Genomic DNA, 17,697 nt, shown 5'->3' on the forward strand with positions numbered 1-17,697 from the left:
CGGCTCGTTATGCCTTTCCGTGGCTCTCGGGGGCGGGTCTCAGTGCTGGTAGCCGTAGACGCCGCGTGCCTGGTCGCGGACGAGGCGGCCCTGCTCCAGCTCGATGACGCGCTTGCGCATCTGGTCCACGATGTTCTGGTCGTGCGTCGCCATCACCACGGTCGTACCGGTCCGGTTGATCCGGTCCAGCAGCTTCATGATGCCGACGGAGGTCTGCGGGTCGAGGTTGCCGGTCGGCTCGTCGGCGATCAGCAGCTTGGGCCGGTTGACGAAGGCTCGCGCGATGGCGACGCGCTGCTGCTCACCGCCGGAGAGCTCACCGGGCATCCGGTCCTCCTTGCCGCCGAGCCCGACGAGGTCGAGCACCTGCGGCACGGACTTGCGGATCTCGCCGCGGGACTTGCCGATGACCTCCTGGGCGAAGGCCACGTTCTCCGCGACCGTCTTGTTCGGCAGCAGCCGGAAGTCCTGGAAGACCGTCCCCAACTGGCGGCGCATCTGCGGCACCTTCCAGTTCGAGAGGCGCGCGAGGTCCTTGCCCAGGACGTGCACCTGTCCGTGACTGCACCGCTCCTCGCGGAGGATCAGCCGCAGGAAGGTGGACTTTCCGGAGCCGGAGGACCCGACGAGGAAGACGAACTCGCCCTTCTCCACCTCGAGGGACACATCCCTGAGTGCGGGGCGGCTCTGCTTGGGGTAGACCTTGGAGACGTTGTCGAATCGGATCACGGATGCACCACGGGTCGCCGGGGGTAGATGAGCGTGACCATACGCGAACCGGGTACGGGAGCGCAGGCACCGGTTGCGGTTGGGGGCGGCTTGTGCGGTTTTGTACGGGACTTTGCCCGTGCCCCCTCTCCCGGCGCGTCGCGCGGCCCCCGCAGGAACCTGGCACAGTGGAGGGGGAACGTTCGCGGTCTCGTGAGCGTTGTGTACGTGGAACCGGTGCAAGGAGGGCGAGCGCATGACGTACGACCGGCTGGTGTGCGCTAACTGCGCCGCGCCCGTGAGCGAGGGCCGGTGCCCGGTGTGCCGCGCGAACCGCGAGCGGATGCAGCAGGAGAACTTCTTCGCGGGTCTCAACCCGATGGCGCTGGTCGCACTGCTCGCGGTGCTGGTGGCGGCGGTCGCCCTGCTCGCCCACCAGACCGCGTAGCCGCCCCGCCCGCAGGACACCGAAGGGGCCCGGAGCTCAAGCGAGCTCCGGGCCCCTTCTCCTGCGCGCGTACGGTCGGTGCGGGCGCGGCTACCGTCAGGCAGCCGCGGCGCCGCGGCCCTCGACGAGACGGGGCAGCACGCGGAAGCCGATGCCGCCGGCGATCATCGTCGCCGCGCCGATCACCAGGAACGCGGTCTGGCCGGCACCGGTCTCGGCCAGCTCCTCGCCACCGCCCTGGGCGGCCGCGTCGGAGGTGGAGTCCGAGGTGTCGGTCAGCGCGGAGCTGCCGGCCTCCTGGGCGGAGGTGCCGTCGGGCGTGGTGCCGGTGCCACCGCTGGTGCTGGTGGAACCACCGGTGGCGGTGCCGCCGGTGCTGGCGGAGCCGCCCGTGGAGGAGGTGCCGCCGGTGCTGGCGGAGCCGCCGGTGCTGCTGGAGCCGCCGTTGTTGCTGCTCGAACCGCCGTTGCCGGAGCCGCCGTTGTTGCTGGAGCTGCCCGCGTTCGACGCACCGCCGTTGTTGCTGCTCGAACCGCCGTTGCCCGAGCCGCCGTTGTTGCTGGAGCTGCCCGCGTTCGACGCGCCACCGTTGTTGCTGCTCGAACCGCCGTTGCCCGAGCCGCCGTTGTTGCTGGAGCTGCCCGCGTTCGACGCACCGCCGTTGTTGCTGGAGCCGCCGATGGAGACGCTGCCGCCGATGGACGCGGCGCCGCCGGCGATCGAGGCGCTGCCGCCGATGGAGGCGACACCGCCGTCGCTGGAGGCGCCACCGTTGTTGCTGCTGCTGGAGCTGCTCGCGCCACCGTCGCTGGAGGCGCCACCGTTGTTGCTGCTGCTGGAGCTGCTCGCGCCGCCGTCGCTGGACGCGCCACCGTTGCTGCTGGTGGTGGAGGCAGCGCCGCCGTCGGAGCTGTTGCCGCCGGTCGTCGGGCACTCGGGACCGGTGCCGACCTCGCAGGGGTCGGGGTTGCGCGGGGACTTGGCGCCCTCGCCGGTGAGGGTCTCGACGAGACCGCTCTTGCCGCCGTCGCCGTCGACGGCCGAGGCCGCACCCGCCACGGTCAGCGAGGCGCCCGCCGCGATCACGGCGCCGGCGGCTATGCGCGCGACCCGGATCCGCGTCTTCTTGGTCATATGGTTGCTACCCCCAGTAGCCGAATCGTCGATGAGGCCGCGCCCGGGGCCGTGATCGACGGAGGTAGCCGAAACATAGCGAAGTCCCCCCGGTTCACATGCGCCCCGGAGATACGCATGCCACGCTTCACCCTTCCCATTTTTCAAAGCAACGTCAAGGGCATTGCGTACGCAATGTCCGTAGAGGAATGTTTTGCCGGGTGTCGGAGCTGTGAGTGTGATGTAAAACTGTGACGCAATACCCGGACATCGGGGACGCGTCCGGAAACGACAAAGGCAACCACCCCTGGAGCAGGGGCAGTTGCCTTGTCGACAAACCTACTTCTCTTGCTGCTTGCGCCAGCGAATTCCGGCCTCGAGGAATCCGTCGATCTCACCGTTGAACACGGCCTCGGGGTTGCCGACCTCGAACTCGGTGCGCAGGTCCTTGACCATCTGGTACGGGTGCAGGACGTACGAACGCATCTGGTTGCCCCAGGAGTTGCCGCCGTCGCCCTTGAGCGCGTCCATCTTGGCCTGCTCCTCCTGCCGGCGCCGCTCGAGCAGCTTCGCCTGGAGGACGTTCATCGCGGTCGCCTTGTTCTGGATCTGCGACCGCTCGTTCTGGCAGGAGACGACGATGCCGGTGGGGAGGTGGGTGATGCGCACGGCCGAGTCGGTCGTGTTCACGCCCTGACCACCCGGGCCCGAGGACCGGTAGACGTCGATGCGCAGCTCGGACTCGTCGATCTCGACGTGGTCGGACTGCTCGACGACCGGCAGGATCTCGACACCGGCGAAGGACGTCTGGCGGCGCCCCTGGTTGTCGAAGGGCGAGATCCGCACCAGCCGGTGCGTGCCCTGCTCGACGGAGAGCGTGCCGTAGGCGTACGGCGACTGCACGGCGAACGTCGTCGACTTGATGCCGGCCTCTTCCGCGTACGACGTCTCGTAGATCTCGGTCTTGAAGCCGCGCTGCTCGGCCCAGCGCAGGTACATGCGCTGGAGCTTCTCGGCGAAGTCGGCGGCGTCGACGCCGCCGGCCTCGGCGCGGATGTTGACGAGCGCCTCACGGGCGTCGTACTCACCGCTGAGCAGCGTCCGGACCTCCATCTCGTCCAGCGCCTTCTTGACGGAGGTCAGCTCGGCCTCGGCCTCGGCGCGGGTGTCCGGGTCGTCCTCCTCCTCGGCCATCTCGAACAGCACGGCGAGATCGTCGATCCGGCCGCGCAGCGCGTCGGCCTTCCTGACCTCTGCCTGGAGGTGGGACAGCTTGCTGGTGATCTTCTGCGCCTCGTCCGGGTTGTCCCACAGGGACGGCGCGGCCGCCTGCTCCTCGAGCACGGCGATGTCTGCCCTCAGCTTGTCGAGGTCCAGAACGGCCTCGATCGACTCCATGGTCGAGGAGAGGGACTTGAGCTCTTCGGATACATCGACGACTGCCACGCTCCCAGCGTAACGGCTCCGCCGAGCAACCCGGGCCCTCCCGCCGGACCACCCCGATCCACCTCCCCGACAAGACCCGGTCCCCCCAGCCCGTCCGACCCCCTCCCGACAAAGCTCCGCTGACCCAGCCCGTCCGGCGTTTGAGGACGAGGCCCGTTCAGGGCCGATGCGGGGTGCAGGGGCGCAGCCCCGGCGGGGGTCGAAGGGGTGGAGCCCCTGGGGACGGGAAGGGTAGGGGCGGCGGGGGCGAGGCAACCGCCCGGATACACCTCCACACCCCCAGGCACCCTTGCGCGGCCCCCGGCCCGGAGGCCAGCCCGCCCCTGTCGCCCCAGTACAGCGGCCCACGGCCAGCGCCCCGCGTGCCCCGCGACGCGCGCGACCCGCGACCCCGCGACCCCGCGACCCCGCGACCCCGCGGCCGACGGTCAGGGCGCCGTCGAGGTCGAGTTCTTCGTATCGCCCGGCCGGGCCCCCGCGTCGTCGCCCGACGTCGCCGCCCACGTGCCCACACCCACCGCCGCGGCCAGCGCGAGCGCCGCCGCCCCCAGCGCGATCCGCCGCCTGCGCGCGGTGGCGCGGTTGCGGGCCGAGCCCGGGCGCGGGGCCCCGGGCGCCCGGGGGACCCTGGCCGTGCCATGGGCGCCGCCCGCCAGCTCGTCCGGCGCCGGCACCCGCATCGAGGTGTGCGTGTCCCGGTTGGAGTCCGGTTTGGCGCCCGGCACCAACGGCACCGACCCCCGCCGCTCCCGCCCCGCCGAGGCCCCGGAGGTCCCGGAGGTCCCGGCGCCCTGGGAGGGGGCCGCCGCCCCGCGGTCGGCGCCCTCCGCCGCGGACGCGCCCTGAGGACCGTCCTCCGCGGACTCCGCGTCCGGCTCGTCCACATCCAGCGGCGGCATCCCGGCCAGCGCCGGCAGCTGCTCCCGCAGGCGCGCCGCCAGCTCCGAGGCCCGCAGTCGCGAGGCCGGCGCCTTCGCCAGGCACTGCACGAGCAGCTGCCACAGCTCGTCGGTGATTCCGGGCAGCGGCGCGACCGTCTCCGTGACGTGCCGGCGCAGGACCGCGCCGGGGTGGCCGCCGCCGAACGGCGTGAAGCCCGCCAGCAGCTCGTACAGCACCGTCGCGAGCGCGTAGATGTCCACCGAGGCGCGCGGCGGGAGGCCCTCCACGATCTCGGGGGCCAGATAGTCCGGCGTACCGATGATCTTCGTCGCGCGGGTCCGCTTCGGGGTGTCGATGAGCTTGGCGACGCCGAAGTCGGTCAGCAGCGCGCGGTGCGAGCCGCCGGGACCGAGCGGGCCCTGCATGTCGAGGAGCACGTTCTCCGGTTTGACGTCCCGGTGGATGATCCCGGCCGCGTGTGCGGCGGCGAGCCCCTCGGCGACGTCGGCGACGATCGCCACCGCGGCCTCGGGCGCCAGCCGCCGGTCCCGTTCCAGCCGGGTGCGCAGGTCGGTGCCGCGCACCAGGTCCATGACGAGGGCCAGGTCGTTGCCGTCGACGACCAGGTCCCGTACGGAGACCACGTGGGGGTGCTCCAGGCCGAGCAGGGCGGTGCGCTCCTGCACGAAGCGCCCCACGAGCTCCTCGTCGGACGCGAGGTCCTCGCGCAGCAGCTTGACGGCGACGGGCCCCTCCGGCCCCTCGCCCAGCCACACCGTGCCGGCGCTGCCCCGGCCCAGGATCTGGTGGGCGGTGTACCGGCTGCCGATCTTCCGTGCCAAGGCTGCTCCTACAGACGCGTGTTGCCGACAAAAGTACGCGTCCGCCGAGCCAACCTTCACCGTGGAGGCGGAAATCACCCGTCAGTTGTCGACAAATCCCCAGACTCGCCGCGCGTCCCGCGGGACGCGCCGTCCGGGTCCGCGCCGAAACCTCACGAAGTGCCGGAACCGCCGCCCAGGTCCCCGACCCAGCCCGCGACCTTGTCGAACCAGTCGCCGAGTTGCTCCCAGTAGCCCTTGCCGGTGCCGATCCAGTCCTGGAGCGGGCTCAGCTCCCAGATGAGCCAGCCGGCGACGACCAGGATGACGATCGTGAAAAGGCAGCCCTTGAGACAGCCGAGCCCGGGGATCCGCATCGGGTTGGCACTGCGCTGGCGCGGCGGACGCGGCTCCCTCGGCTGCCGGGGCTCCGGCGCGGGCCGCTGCTGCGGCTGCTGGGGCTGCGGCGCGTACCGCTGCGGCTGCTGGGGCTGCGGCGTCTGCCGCCGGGGGGCCTGCGGCTGCTGGGGCGCGTACTGCTGCTGGGGCCGGCCCTGCTGCGGGTAGCCGTAGCCCTGCTGCGGGGACTGCTGGCGGCGCTGCGGCTGCTGCTGCGGGCGGGCGACCTGCCGCTGGGGGCGGCGGCGCAGCGGGTCCTCGTTCGGGTCGACGTACTGGACCTGCGTCTGCTCGTTGCGGTCGCGGGCGGCGCGCATCTGGCTCTGCCAGGGGTGCGGCTGCTCGGGCTGCTGACCCTGGCCGGGCTGGTGCGGCGGCACCGGCGGCATCACGGCGGTCGGGTCGCCCGCGCCCGCCGGGCCGCCGGTGTGCGGCAGGACGGCGGTGGGGTCGGCGGCGCCGGCGGGGGTGCCGGGGCCGGAGGTGTGCGGCAGGACGCTGGTCGCGGCGTTCGGGTCGTAGCCGCCGGCCGGCGCGCCCGGCACGGTCGCGGGCGCCGGGTCGGGCGCGAGCAGGTGACCCACGCCCTCGGCGGCGGCGATCTGCATCGAGTTGGCGTGGACGCCGACGCCCTCGGCGACGACGCGCAGCCCGCGCGCGAGGTTCTCGGCACCGGGGCGCTCGTCCGGGTTCTTGCGCAGGCAGCGCTCGATCACCGTCCACAGCGGGTCGGGGACCGTCGAGGGGCGGCGCGGCTCGGCGCTCAGGTGCTGGTGCAGGACCTCCAGGGCCGAGCCGCCGGAGAACGGCGGGCGGCCGGTGACCAGCTCGTACAGCAGGATGCCGGCGCCGTAGATGTCGACGGCGGACGTCTGCGGGCGGCCCTCGGCGGACTCCGGTGCGACGTACGCGGGTGTGCCGACGAACTCGCTGGTGCGGGTCAGGCCCGGGGAGTCGGCGAGGCGCGCGATGCCGAAGTCGGTGAGCATCGGGTGCATCTGGCCGCCGTCCTGCCGCAGCAGCACGTTGGCGGGCTTCAGGTCGCGGTGGACGACGCCGTCGGCGTGGCTCGCGGCGAGCGCGTCGGCGACCTGCGCGGTGAGCAGGGCGGCGGCGACGGGCGTGAAGGGGCCGTTCTCGCGCAGGTAGCGGTGCAGGTCGGGCCCGTCGACGAGGTCCATGACCAGGGCCAGCAGATCACCCTCGACGACCAGGTCGCGGACCCGGACGATGTTGGGGTGCGTCAGTCGGAGCAGCACCGAACGCTCGCGCAGGAAGCGCATCACGACGTCCGGGTCGCTCGCAAGCTCCTCCTTGAGGACCTTGATCGCGACGGTCTCTCCGGGCTGTCCGGGCACGGCCGCCTCGGCGCCCGCGGTCTCGCGCTGGCGGGCTCGCCAGACGGTGCCCGTGGCGCCGCGTCCGAGCGGCTCCTCGAGCAGGTACTTGCTGCCGACTGGCCGCACGTCACGCGCTCCCTGCTGAATCGCTTACGAGTGTTCCGATGTTCCGACCCACTGTGTTTCCCACACTGTAGTGCCGGGGGCATCGAAGCAAAGGTTCGCAGGAAAGACGCCCCGGTCGTTCCTTTTGGTTGCCGAACCGGGGAGTGACCGATCTCAACTGTTCGTCGGCGCGGTACGGATCAGGCATTTTTGCGGGCAGAGCCGACCAATCAAGATCACTTGTTCCCGGGAGACGGGCACATTGTCAGTGACAGGTGCGAGGATGCCTGGAGTACTGGCGTACGTGCTCGTGCGGGGTGGGGGGAATGTCCGCGCCCGCGCAGAAGGGACCGCTGACGGCGATGCAGATCCGGCTGACCGTCGTAGACCCGCAGGGTCCGCCCCTCGACGCGCGGGGCCGTGCCGCGAGCTGCGACGTGCTGGTCACGGCGCCCGCCGGCACGGCCCTGGCCGCGGTGGCGTCCGCCCTGGCCGCGGCGGTCTCCGGGGAGGGCACTGCTCCGTCCGGGGGAGCGCAGCCGGTGCTGTACGCGGGCGCGCGGCGGCTCGACGCCCAGCGCTGCACGCTCGGAGAGCCGCCGCTGGTGGACGGCGCGGTCCTGTCGCTGGGCGCTCCGGCCGACCCCGAACCGCATCCGGAGGTCGACGACGCCCCGGCCCGGCTGCACGTGGTGGCGGGCCCGGACGCGGGCGGGGTCCACCTGCTGCACGGCGGCCAGATCCGCGTGGGCCGCTCCGCCGACGCCGACGTCCCGCTCGACGACCCGGACGTCTCGCGGTTGCACTGCGCGGTGACGCTGTCCGCCGACGGCCGGGTCACCGTGGCCGACCTGGACTCCACCAACGGCACCACGCTGGACGGGATCCGTGTCGCGTCCCGCCCGGTGCGGCTGGTCCCCGGCGCCCTGCTGCGGGTCGGCGAGTCGGCGCTGCGGCTGGCCCCGCCCGGCGGACCGGGGGCGCGGCTGCCCGTCACCCCGGACGGCGAGGGGCACGTGCGGGTGCCGTGCGGCGGGGACACCCCGCCGATAGCCTCCGGCGGCGACGACGGCCCGGCGGGCCCGACGGCGTACGGCCGAGGCGCCGTGCACTGGGGCGGCACCGCCCCCGCGCGCGCCGACCGGGCGGCGGCCCCCCTGGTCCCGGGGCAGGGCGGGGCTCCGCGCATCGAGAGCCACTCCGGCGCCGAAACCCCCCGGGACGGCTCCGCGGACACGCACGCGGGGCGCTCCGGCCTCGGTTCCCTCCCCGCCCCGCCGGAGCCGCACGCCCCGCACTCCTCCGCCGCGCGGCCCCACCCCTCCCCCGCACCGCGGTCGCCCTCCGTCTCGCAGCCCTCCTCCGCACCACCGCGCGGCGACGAAGGCGGGGCTCACGCGGATTCCGACCCGTCGCGCCGCGAGGGCACCCCGTTGCGCGGCACCGACGTCCCGCCGGGCGTCCGCAGGCGGGGCGGGCTGTCCGCGTGGGCCCGGCGGCTGGCCGGCGGCCGGTCCGGCACCGGGGGGCCCGAGGATCGCGCGCCGGAGGGCGCCGAGGAGGACACCGGCGTCGCGGCGGAGCCGGCCCTGGGCTCCGCACCCGTGCCGGACACCTGGCCCGACCCGGCCACGGTGCTGCTCACCGCGCTGTGTCCGGGCCCCCGCCTGTGGGAGCGCGGCCCGGGACACGCTGAGGCCCTCGCGGTGCGGCTCGGCACGGCCGACCGGGCGGCGCCCGACGGCTCGGGCCTGCTGCCCGCCGTCCCCGTGACCGCGGGCCTGCGGGAGGTCGGCGCGCTGGGCCTGGCCGGGCCGCGACCGCGGCTCGCCGGGCTGGCGCGCGCGGTGCTGGCACAGCTCGCCGCACTGCATTCACCGGACCTGCTGGAGATCGTCCTGATCAGCACGGACCGCGCGCGCTCCGAGGCGGAGCGGGTCGCCGAGTGGTCCTGGCTGGGCTGGCTGCCGCATGTGCGTCCGGGCCACGGCCAGGACTGCCGGCTGCTCCTGGCCCACGACCGCGACCAGGCCACGGCCCGCGCCGACGAGCTGCTGCGCCGCCTGGAGGACCACCTCGCGGACACCGGCGGCGGTACGGCACCGTCGGTCCCGGTGATCCCGGCCCCGCGCGGCCCGTCCCGCCGCCCCTCCTGGGCCCTCGCGGACGACTCCGCCGACGGCTTCCCCGGCCCGTACACGGTCGTGGTGGTGGACGGCGACCCGGGCGGCGCGGACCTGCGGGCGGCGATGGCGCGGCTGGCGGTGGCGGGGCCCCGGGCCGGGATCCACGTGGTGTGCCTGGCGGAGACGACGGCCGCCTCACCGGCGTCACCCGTGGCGGAGACGTTCGAGGCGGCCTGCGCGGCGGCGCCCACCTTCCGCTCGTGCGGGGCGGTCGCCCTGCTCAGCGGCGACGTGGCGACGGCGCTGCGGCTGCTGCGGGTCGCGCCGGCCGGGTCGGAGCCGGAGCGCCCGGGCCCGGTGGGGCACGGCACGATCGGCGCGGTCGACGCGGTCTCCCCCGCCTGGGCCGAGCGGTTCGCGCGGGCCCTGGCGCCGCTGCGTCCGGACGGCACCGGCGGGGACCGCCACACGCGCGTGTCCGCGCCGCTGCCCCAGGCGGCCCGTCTCCTGGACGAGCTGGGTCTGGCCCGGGCCACCCCGAACTCGCTGATCGCCCGCTGGGCGGACGCGGCCGACGACGCGGAGGCGCTCGGCGGCCGGGCGTGGGCGGTGCTCGGGGCGGGCCCGCGCGGTCCGGTCTGCGTGGACCTCGCCGCCGAGGGTCCTCACCTGCTGGTCGAGGGCCCGTCGGGCAGCGGCCGCACGGAGCTGTTGCGGGCGGCCGTCGCCTCGCTCGCCGCCGCCGAGCGGCCCGACCGGCTGGGCATCGTCCTGCTGGACGGCCGGGACACCGTCGGCAAGCCCGGCAGCGGGCACGGCGAGGGTCTGCGGGTCTGTACCGACGTCCCGCACGTCACGACGCATCTCACCGCCAACGACCCTGTCCGTATGCGGGAGTTCGCGCAGTCGCTGAGCGCCGAGCTGAAGCGGCGGGCCGAGCTGCTCGGGCGGTCCGACTTCGCCGAGTGGCACACCCGGGGCGCGGTGTCGCAGCGGATCGTCCCGCAGCGCGGGCCGTCGGGGCCCGCGAGCGGCGCCGCCGACCTCGACACCCCGCCCAGTTCGACGCTGCGGCTGCGGCCCGGCGCCGCGGCCCGGCAGCGGACGGAGGCGGCGCCGCCGCTGCCCCGGCTGGTCGTCGTCGTCGACGATCTGGACGCGCTCGTCTCCCCCGCGCTGGGCTCTCCCGGCCGGCCGGCCGCGGGCTCCGTGATGCGGGCCCTGGAGGCGGTGGCCCGCGAGGGCGAGCGGCTCGGCGTGCACCTGATCGCGGCCACCGGCCCGGGCGGCCGTACGGCGGAGTCGGAGCCGGCGCGGCGGGCGGCCGTGCTGATCACGCTCGACGCCCCCGGCTCGGGAGCCGACGAGCCGGCGCCGGGGCGGGGCCGGCTGCGGGGCGCGGACGGCCGGCTCACCCCGTTCCAGGGCGGCCGGGTCACGGGCCGCATCCCCCGGACGGCGACCCTGCGGCCCACGGTCGTCGCCCTGGAGTGGCAGCGCATGGGCGACCCCCCGGCCCGCAGGCCCGTGCGCGAACTGGGCAACGGGCCGACCGACCTGGCCCTGCTCGCCAGCGCCCTGGAGCGGGCGGCGCGGGAGGTGTCGGCGGTGGAGGTGCCGTCCCTGCTGTAGGCGCCGTGCGTCCGGCGTCCCTTCGCCCGTCCGTGTGCACCGTGCAATCACGACGCGGTCACGATCCCCCGCTTGACACGGCACGCGCACTTGCCGACCTCCCGCACCCGGCGTAGACCAGTGCCCACGGGACAGCGCTCGGACGTTCGACGAGGACGAAGAACGGGGCAGTGATGCGCACGAGCAACTCACACCGGACACGCACGACCGTGAAGGCAGCCGCCGCGATGCTCGCGGGAGCGCTCGCGCTCTCGCTCACCGCGTGCGGCGACGACGACAAGGGCGGCACGACCGGGAGCACCGGCAGCCAGGAGACGGCCGGCACGCTCACCCTCCCGAAGCTGAACGGCACGACACTCGAGGTCGCCGCCGTGTGGACCGGCCCGGAGCAGGCCAACTTCAAGCAGGTCCTGGCGGAGTTCGAGAAACGCACCGGCGCGAAGGTGACCTTCGTGCCCGCCCAGGATCCGATCATCAACTTCCTCGGCTCGAAGATCGCGGGCGGTCAGCCGCCGGACGTGGCGATGCTGCCGCAGCCGGGCGCCATCCAGCAGGCCGTGGACAAGAAGTGGGCCAAGCCGCTGGGCGCCGAGGCGAAGGCGCAGCTGACGAAGAACTTCTCGCAGGGCTGGCAGGACATCGGCAAGGTCGACGGCACCCAGTACGCCGTCTACTACAAGGCCGCCAACAAGTCGCTGATCTGGTACAACGCCAAGGTCTTCGAGAACGCGGGGGCGAGCGAGCCCAAGACGTGGGACGAGCTGCTGACGACCGCCCAGACGGTCTACGACTCCGGGGTCACCCCGTTCTCCATTCCGGGCGCGGACGGCTGGCCGCTGACCGACTGGTTCGAGAACGTGTACCTGTCGCAGGCGGGGCCGGAGAAGTACGACCAGCTGGCCCGGCACGAGATCAAGTGGACCGACCCGTCGGTCAAGGACGCCCTGACCACGCTGGCGCAGGTCTGGGGCAAGAAGGACTACGTGGCCGGGGGCCCCGACGGGGCGCTCCAGACGCAGTTCCCCAACGCCGTCACCCAGACCTTCACGGGTGGTGACCAGCCCAAGGCGGCGATGGTGTACGAGGGCGACTTCGTGCAGGTCAACATCGCCCAGACGGACGCGAAGGTCGGCACGGACGCGAAGGTGTTCCCGTTCCCGAAGGTCGGTGCCACCGCGCCCGTCGTCTCGGGCGGTGACGCGGCCGTCGTCCTGAAGGACTCGCCGGGCGCGCAGGCGCTGGCGACCTTCCTGGCTTCCCCGGACGCGGCGGAGATCCAGGCGAAGCTGGGCGGCTATCTGTCGCCGAACAAGAACGTCGACCCGGCGGCGTACCCGAACGACGTGCAGCGCACGATCGCGAAGGCGCTGATCGCGGCGGGCGACGACTTCCGCTTCGACCTGTCCGACCAGACCCCGCAGGCCTTCGGCGGCACGCCCGGCAAGGGCATGTGGAAGGACCTGCAGGACTTCCTGAAGAACCCGACGAACGTGGCCGGCATCCAGGCGAAGCTGGAGTCGGACGCGGCGGCGGCGTACGGGAACTGACCCGGCGATGACGTCGAACACGGCGGCGGGGGCTCCCGGAGCCCCCGCCCCTCCTCGCTCGCGCAAGAGCGTGACCGGCACCCGCCGGACGGTGGCAGCGCTGTTCCTGCTGCCCGCCCTGGTGCTGCTGGGCGCGCTCGTGGTCTACCCGATCGGGTACTCGGTCGTGCGCAGTTTCTACGACCAGTCCGGCGACGGCTTCGCCGGTGTCGACAACTACCGGGCCCTGTTCACCGACGACGGCATCCGCACCGCGCTGAAGAACAACGTGATCTGGGTGGTGTTCGCGCCGACGGTCGCGACCGCGCTGGGCCTGATCTTCGCGGTGCTGACCGAACGGGTGCGCTGGGGCACCGCGTTCAAGCTGGTCGTCTTCATGCCGATGGCGATCTCGATGCTCGCGGCCGGCATCATCTTCCGGCTGGTCTACGACCAGGATCCCGACAAGGGCGTCGCGAACGCGGTGTGGGTCGGGGTGCACGACACGTTCGCGCAGTCGTCGGCCTTCCCGAAGGCCCACCCGGGCCGCGACTCGCCCCTCGTACCGGAGGGGGGCGGGTTCATCACCAGGGCGACGGTGTCGCTGGGCGACCCGGTCGCCCTGCCCCTGGTCGGCGTCGCCCCCGACCAGATGCCCGACGACGCGAAGCGTGCCGTCCCGGCCCGGCCCGAACCCGGCCGGGTCACGGGCACGACCTGGCAGGACTTCACCCGCGGCCGGGGCGTCGGCGTCCTCGGCGCCCCCGACGCGTCCGAGCTGGGCTATCCGGGGATGCGGATCGAGGCGGTCAAGGACGGCAGGGTGGTGGCCTCCGCGAAGGCCGCCGCCGACGGCACCTTCACCCTTCCCGAGGCGGCCGACGGGTCCCGGCTGCGGCTGCCCGCGAGCAACTTCCAGGAGGCGTACAACGGCCTGGACTGGCTCGGCCCGTCGCTGGTGACACCGGCGATCATCGGGTCGTACATCTGGATGTGGGCGGGCTTCGCGATGGTGCTGATCGCGGCCGGGCTGGCGAGCGTGCCGCGGGAGTTGATGGAGGCGGCACGGGTGGACGGCGCGAACGAGTGGCAGGTCTTCCGCCGGGTCACGGTGCCGCTGCTGGCGCCGGTCCTCGCGGTGGTCGCCGTCACCCTGATGATCAACGTCCTGAAGGTGTTCGACCTGGTCTTCATCATCGCGCCGGGCTCCTCGCAGGACGACGCGAACGTCCTCGCCCTGGAGCTGTACCGCAAGGGCTTCTCCGAGGACCAGCCCGGCATCGCCAGCGCGATCGCGGTGTTCCTGCTGCTGCTGGTGATCCCGGTGATGTGGTTCAACGTCCGTCGGCTCAGGCGGGAGGTGCGGCGATGAAGACCTTCGTCGAGACCGGGACGGCGAGGCCGGAACAGTCCCTGGCGTCGAGGCTCGTCGAGCGGCTGGGGGGCGGTCTGGTCCGCGTCCTGCTGATCGTCGTCGGCCTGTTCTGGCTGGTGCCGACCATCGGTCTGCTCATCTCCTCCCTGCGCTCGCCCGAGGACATGAGCGCGAGCGGCTGGTGGACGGTGTTCAGCGAGCCGTCCCGGCTCACCGTCGACAGTTACCGGAAGCTGCTGGAGAACGGCGACATCACCGACTCGCTCGTCAACACGGTCCTCATCACCGTGCCGGCGACGGTCCTGGTCGTCGTCATCGGCTCGCTCGCCGGATACGCCTTCGCGTGGATGGAGTTCCCGGGCCGCGACTGGTGGTTCCTGGGCGTGGTGGGCCTGCTGGTGGTGCCGGTGCAGGTGGCGCTGATCCCGATCGCCGAACTGTTCGGGAACATCGGGCTGTTCGGCTCCGTCCTGGGCGTGATCCTGTTCCACGTCGGCTTCGGTCTGCCGTTCGCGGTGTTCCTGCTGCGGAACTTCTTCGCGGAGATCCCCCGCGAGCTGCTGGAGGCGGCCCGTCTCGACGGCGCCGGTGAACTGCGGCTGTTCGCCCGCGTGGTGATGCCGCTGGGCGGTCCGGCGATCGCGAGCCTCGGCATCTTCCAGTTCCTGTGGGTGTGGAACGACATGCTGGTGGCGCTGGTGTTCACCAACGCCGACAGCCAGCCGATCACGGTCGCCCTGCAGACGCAGGTGAGGCAGTTCGGCAACAACATCGACGTGCTGGCGCCCGGCGCGTTCATCTCGATGGTGATCCCGCTGGCCGTGTTCTTCGCGTTCCAGCGGCAGTTCGTGTCCGGTGTGATGGCCGGCGCGGTCAAGTAGGGAGCGGTACGAGGGGGGTGGGCCGCCGGCGGTCCACCCCTCGCCGTTCACCGCGTGTCCCCCGGATGCCGTAGGGATCGTAACCAAGTCATTCCATTGGCCGTTGCCGGGCAGAACGCCCGCCGCGACCCATGGATGTCCACCCTTGCCCAGGTTCAGTGTCATCGTCCCCGCGCACGAGGTGCAGGCGTACCTGCACGAGTGCCTCGAGTCGGTGCTGTCCCAGTCGTACGCCGATCTCGAGCTGATCGCCGTCGACGACGGTTCACCGGACGCCTGCGGCGAGGTCATCGGGACCTGCTTCGACGCACGGGCCTGCCCGCCGGGCGCGGTCACGCGCAGCGAGGACGAACCGGACGGCATCTTCGCCACCGGCCACCGGCGCGGCTCCCGCTCGGCCCCGCCGCGGGCCGCGTTCCGCGAGCGGTCCCGCCCGTACGACGACGGCCGGGCCGCCGAGCGCGTCGTGCAGCACGCCGTGCCGGGCGAGAGGGAGCAGCCGCCGGTGGTACCGCTCGCGGAGCGCAGGCCGGTGCCGTCGGCGGCCACCGCCCCGGCCCGCCCGACGCCGGCGACCGTGCCGCGTCCGGCGACCGGTGCGCACCCCGTCTCCGACCGTCTCTGAGGGCGCCGGCCCGTGCGCCGCCCGAGCCGGTCCCTCCGGTCCCTTGACAGAGAAGGAGCAGAATGCCCCGCTTCAGCATCATCGTCCCGTCCCATGGGGTGGCGGGCCGGCTGTCCCAGGCGCTGGACTCCGTCCTCGCCCAGTCCTTCGGCGACTTCGAGCTGATCCCGGTCTGCGACGGCCCCGACGCCCCGGGTGCCGCCGTCGCCGCCGGGTACGCCGAGCGCGACTCGCGGGTGGCGCCGGTGCACTCGCCGCCGTCGGCGGGTCTGGCCGGGGCGCGCAACACCGGCATGCGGGCGGCGACCGGCGCGTACCTGCTGTTCGTCGACGGCGACGACACGCTCGTCCCGGGCGCGCTGACGGCGCTGGACGCGCGGCTGAACGAGACCGGCGAGATCGACGTGCTCTACACCGAGCACCAGCGGGCCCCGTGGTGGGAGGGCGAGCCGGCCAACCCGGCGGCGGCGCTGCTGGCCACGGCACCGCAGGGGGCGTTCGCGCCCGTCGAGGCACCCCGGGTGACGGGAATGGCGTGGCCTGCGTGGAGCGCGGTGTACCGGCGCGCGTTCCTCACCGCGAACGACCTCGTCTTCCCCGACGGCCACTTCACCGACGTCGGCTTCGGCGGCCTGGTCACCGTGCACGCCGAGCGGATCGCCGTGCTGCGCTCGGTCGTCGTGCGGCATCTGCTGCGCCGCCAGGGCAACCGGCTCAACCAGCCGGGCGAGCACCACGACGACCTTCTCGACCAAGGCGAACGGGTGCTGGAACGGGCCGCCGGGCTCGGGTTGTCCGCCGACCGGTCGGGGCCGCTGTTCGAGCAGTTCTTCACCGCCGTCCTGCGGACGGCCGCCCACCCGCAGTGGCTGCCCGGGCGGCGGCACCGCGCGTTCTTCCGCCGGGCCGCGCGGCTGCACCGCCGGCACCGCCCGGCGGGCTTCCGGACGCCCGGAGGGAGCCTGGGTGTGCAGCACCGGCTGCTCGCGGCGGGGGCGTACACGGCGTTCCGCGCGCTGCGCGGCGCCAACCGGCTGGCGTCGGCGGCCGTCGAGCGCCTGCCGCGCCCCCGGGGGCTGCGCACGCGACTGCTCTACCGGCTCCAGCTGCGCCGCCGCATGGACCCGAACCTCGCCGTGTACTGCGCGTACTGGGGGCGCGGGTACACGTGCAGTCCCGCGGCGATCCACGCCAAGGCCGCCGAACTCGCCCCGCACATCCGGTCGGTGTTCCTCGTCGAGCGCGGCCGGGCGCACACCCTGCCCGAGGGCGTCGACCATGCGGTGCTCGGCAGCCGCCGCGCCTGGAACGTGCTGGCCCGCGCCACGTACCTGGTGAACAACGCCAACTTCGCGGAGGGCGTCGTCAAGCGGAAGGGCAGTGTGCACGTGCAGACGCAGCACGGCACTCCGCTGAAGAAGATGGGCGTCGACCAGTCGACGTACCCGGTGGTCGCGGCGGCGAGCGGCAGCTTCACCAAGCTGCTGGGCCGGGTGGACCGCTGGGACTACAACCTCTCCTCCAACACCCACTCCACGCAGGTCTGGGAGCGCGCCTTCCCCGGCTCCTACGAGCACCTGGAGTACGGCTATCCGCGCAACGACGTCTTCTACACGGCGACGGCGAAGGACGTGGCCCGCATCCGGCGCGAGCTGGGCGTCCCGCAGGGCGGCACGGCGGTGCTGTACGCGCCCACCCACCGCGACTACCGCACCGGCTTCGACGCGACGCTGGACCTGGAGGCCTTCTGCGAGGCGGCCGGCAAGGACGTCGTCGTACTGCTGCGCGCCCACTACTTCTACGACCGGGGGGTGCGGGCGGGCAGCGGCCGGATCATCGACGTCACCGGTCACCCCTCCTCCGAGGACGTGTGCCTGGCCGCCGACGCGCTGATCACCGACTACTCGTCGATCATGTTCGACTACGCCAACCTGGACCGTCCGATCGTGGTGTACGCCGACGACTGGGACGTCTACACCGAGACCCGCGGCGTGTACTTCGACCTGATGGCGGAGCCGCCGGGGCCGGTCGCCCGCACGCCGGAGGACCTGGCGCGCGTGTTCCGCGACGGTTCCTGGGCGGACGTGGAGTCCGCGCGGCGCAGGGCCGCGTTCCGGTCGCGTTTCTGCCAGTTCGACGACGGCCTGGCCGCCGAGCGCGTGGTGCGCCGGGTGCTGCTGGGTGAGCCCCCGGAGGCGATCCCGCCCGTGCGGCCGCTCGCCCGGCGCGTCCCGGCCCCGGCCGCCTCCCCCCTCGTTAGGAGCTGACCC

12 protein-coding genes are annotated in these 17,697 nt (G+C 73.5%); 7 read left to right on the forward strand and 5 right to left on the reverse strand.

The features are described from left to right. Positions 1-39 precede the first annotated feature (39 nt). A complete protein-coding gene (gene ftsE, locus ACZ4YY_RS26925; RefSeq protein WP_468295364.1) occupies positions 40-729 on the reverse strand; it encodes a cell division ATP-binding protein FtsE in 690 nt (229 codons plus the stop codon). Between the two features lie 235 nt (positions 730-964). On the opposite strand from ftsE, the gene ACZ4YY_RS26930 reads away from it, so the two are divergent. Then, complete coding sequence (locus ACZ4YY_RS26930; protein WP_468295369.1) at positions 965-1,156, forward strand: hypothetical protein; 192 nt, start codon at positions 965-967, stop codon at positions 1,154-1,156. A gap of 96 nt (positions 1,157-1,252) precedes the next feature. On the opposite strand, the gene ACZ4YY_RS26935 is transcribed toward ACZ4YY_RS26930, so the two are convergent. From ACZ4YY_RS26935 to ACZ4YY_RS26950, 4 genes are all read right to left on the reverse strand, one after another. After that, on the reverse strand, positions 1,253-2,290 hold the full coding sequence (locus tag ACZ4YY_RS26935; protein ID WP_468295372.1) for a hypothetical protein: 1,038 nt from the start codon (positions 2,288-2,290) through the stop codon (positions 1,253-1,255). A 318-nt stretch (positions 2,291-2,608) separates the two neighbouring features. Further along, positions 2,609-3,715 carry a peptide chain release factor 2 gene (gene prfB / locus ACZ4YY_RS26940; RefSeq protein ID WP_468295375.1) on the reverse strand — a complete coding sequence of 369 codons (1,107 nt, stop codon included), beginning with the start codon at positions 3,713-3,715 and terminating at the stop codon, positions 2,609-2,611. A 428-nt stretch (positions 3,716-4,143) separates the two neighbouring features. Continuing rightward, positions 4,144-5,439, reverse strand: a complete 1,296-nt coding sequence (locus ACZ4YY_RS26945) for a serine/threonine-protein kinase (protein ID WP_468295379.1) — start codon at positions 5,437-5,439, stop codon at positions 4,144-4,146. Positions 5,440-5,591: 152 nt separating this feature from the next. After that, a complete protein-coding gene (locus tag ACZ4YY_RS26950) occupies positions 5,592-7,283 on the reverse strand; it encodes a serine/threonine-protein kinase (RefSeq protein ID WP_468295382.1) in 1,692 nt (563 codons plus the stop codon). Between the two features lie 341 nt (positions 7,284-7,624). Here ACZ4YY_RS26950 and ACZ4YY_RS26955 point away from each other — a divergent pair, with 341 nt between their 5' ends. The 6 genes from ACZ4YY_RS26955 (at position 7,625) to ACZ4YY_RS26980 (ending at position 17,694) form a co-directional block, all read left to right on the forward strand. Continuing rightward, the gene (locus ACZ4YY_RS26955; RefSeq protein ID WP_468295506.1) at positions 7,625-11,020 is read left to right on the forward strand and encodes an FHA domain-containing protein; all 3,396 of its coding nucleotides are present in this window, start codon (positions 7,625-7,627) and stop codon (positions 11,018-11,020) included. Between the two features lie 173 nt (positions 11,021-11,193). Then, positions 11,194-12,567, forward strand: coding sequence for an ABC transporter substrate-binding protein (locus tag ACZ4YY_RS26960; RefSeq protein ID WP_468295385.1), 1,374 nt, complete (start codon positions 11,194-11,196; stop codon positions 12,565-12,567). A 7-nt stretch (positions 12,568-12,574) separates the two neighbouring features. Then, positions 12,575-13,918, forward strand: coding sequence for a carbohydrate ABC transporter permease (locus tag ACZ4YY_RS26965; RefSeq protein WP_468295388.1), 1,344 nt, complete (start codon positions 12,575-12,577; stop codon positions 13,916-13,918). Beyond that, positions 13,915-14,802 (forward strand): carbohydrate ABC transporter permease, encoded by an 888-nt coding sequence (locus tag ACZ4YY_RS26970; protein ID WP_468295391.1) that lies wholly within the window; start codon positions 13,915-13,917, stop codon positions 14,800-14,802. The genes ACZ4YY_RS26965 and ACZ4YY_RS26970 overlap by 4 nt, the downstream gene beginning before the upstream one ends. Before the next feature lie 145 nt (positions 14,803-14,947). Next, positions 14,948-15,427, forward strand: coding sequence for a glycosyltransferase family 2 protein (locus ACZ4YY_RS26975; RefSeq protein ID WP_468295395.1), 480 nt, complete (start codon positions 14,948-14,950; stop codon positions 15,425-15,427). Positions 15,428-15,489: 62 nt separating this feature from the next. Next, the gene (locus tag ACZ4YY_RS26980) at positions 15,490-17,694 is read left to right on the forward strand and encodes a bifunctional glycosyltransferase/CDP-glycerol:glycerophosphate glycerophosphotransferase (protein ID WP_468295397.1); all 2,205 of its coding nucleotides are present in this window, start codon (positions 15,490-15,492) and stop codon (positions 17,692-17,694) included. Positions 17,695-17,697: the final 3 nt, after the last annotated feature.

Source organism: Streptomyces sp. NPDC030143, from assembly GCF_055573695.1.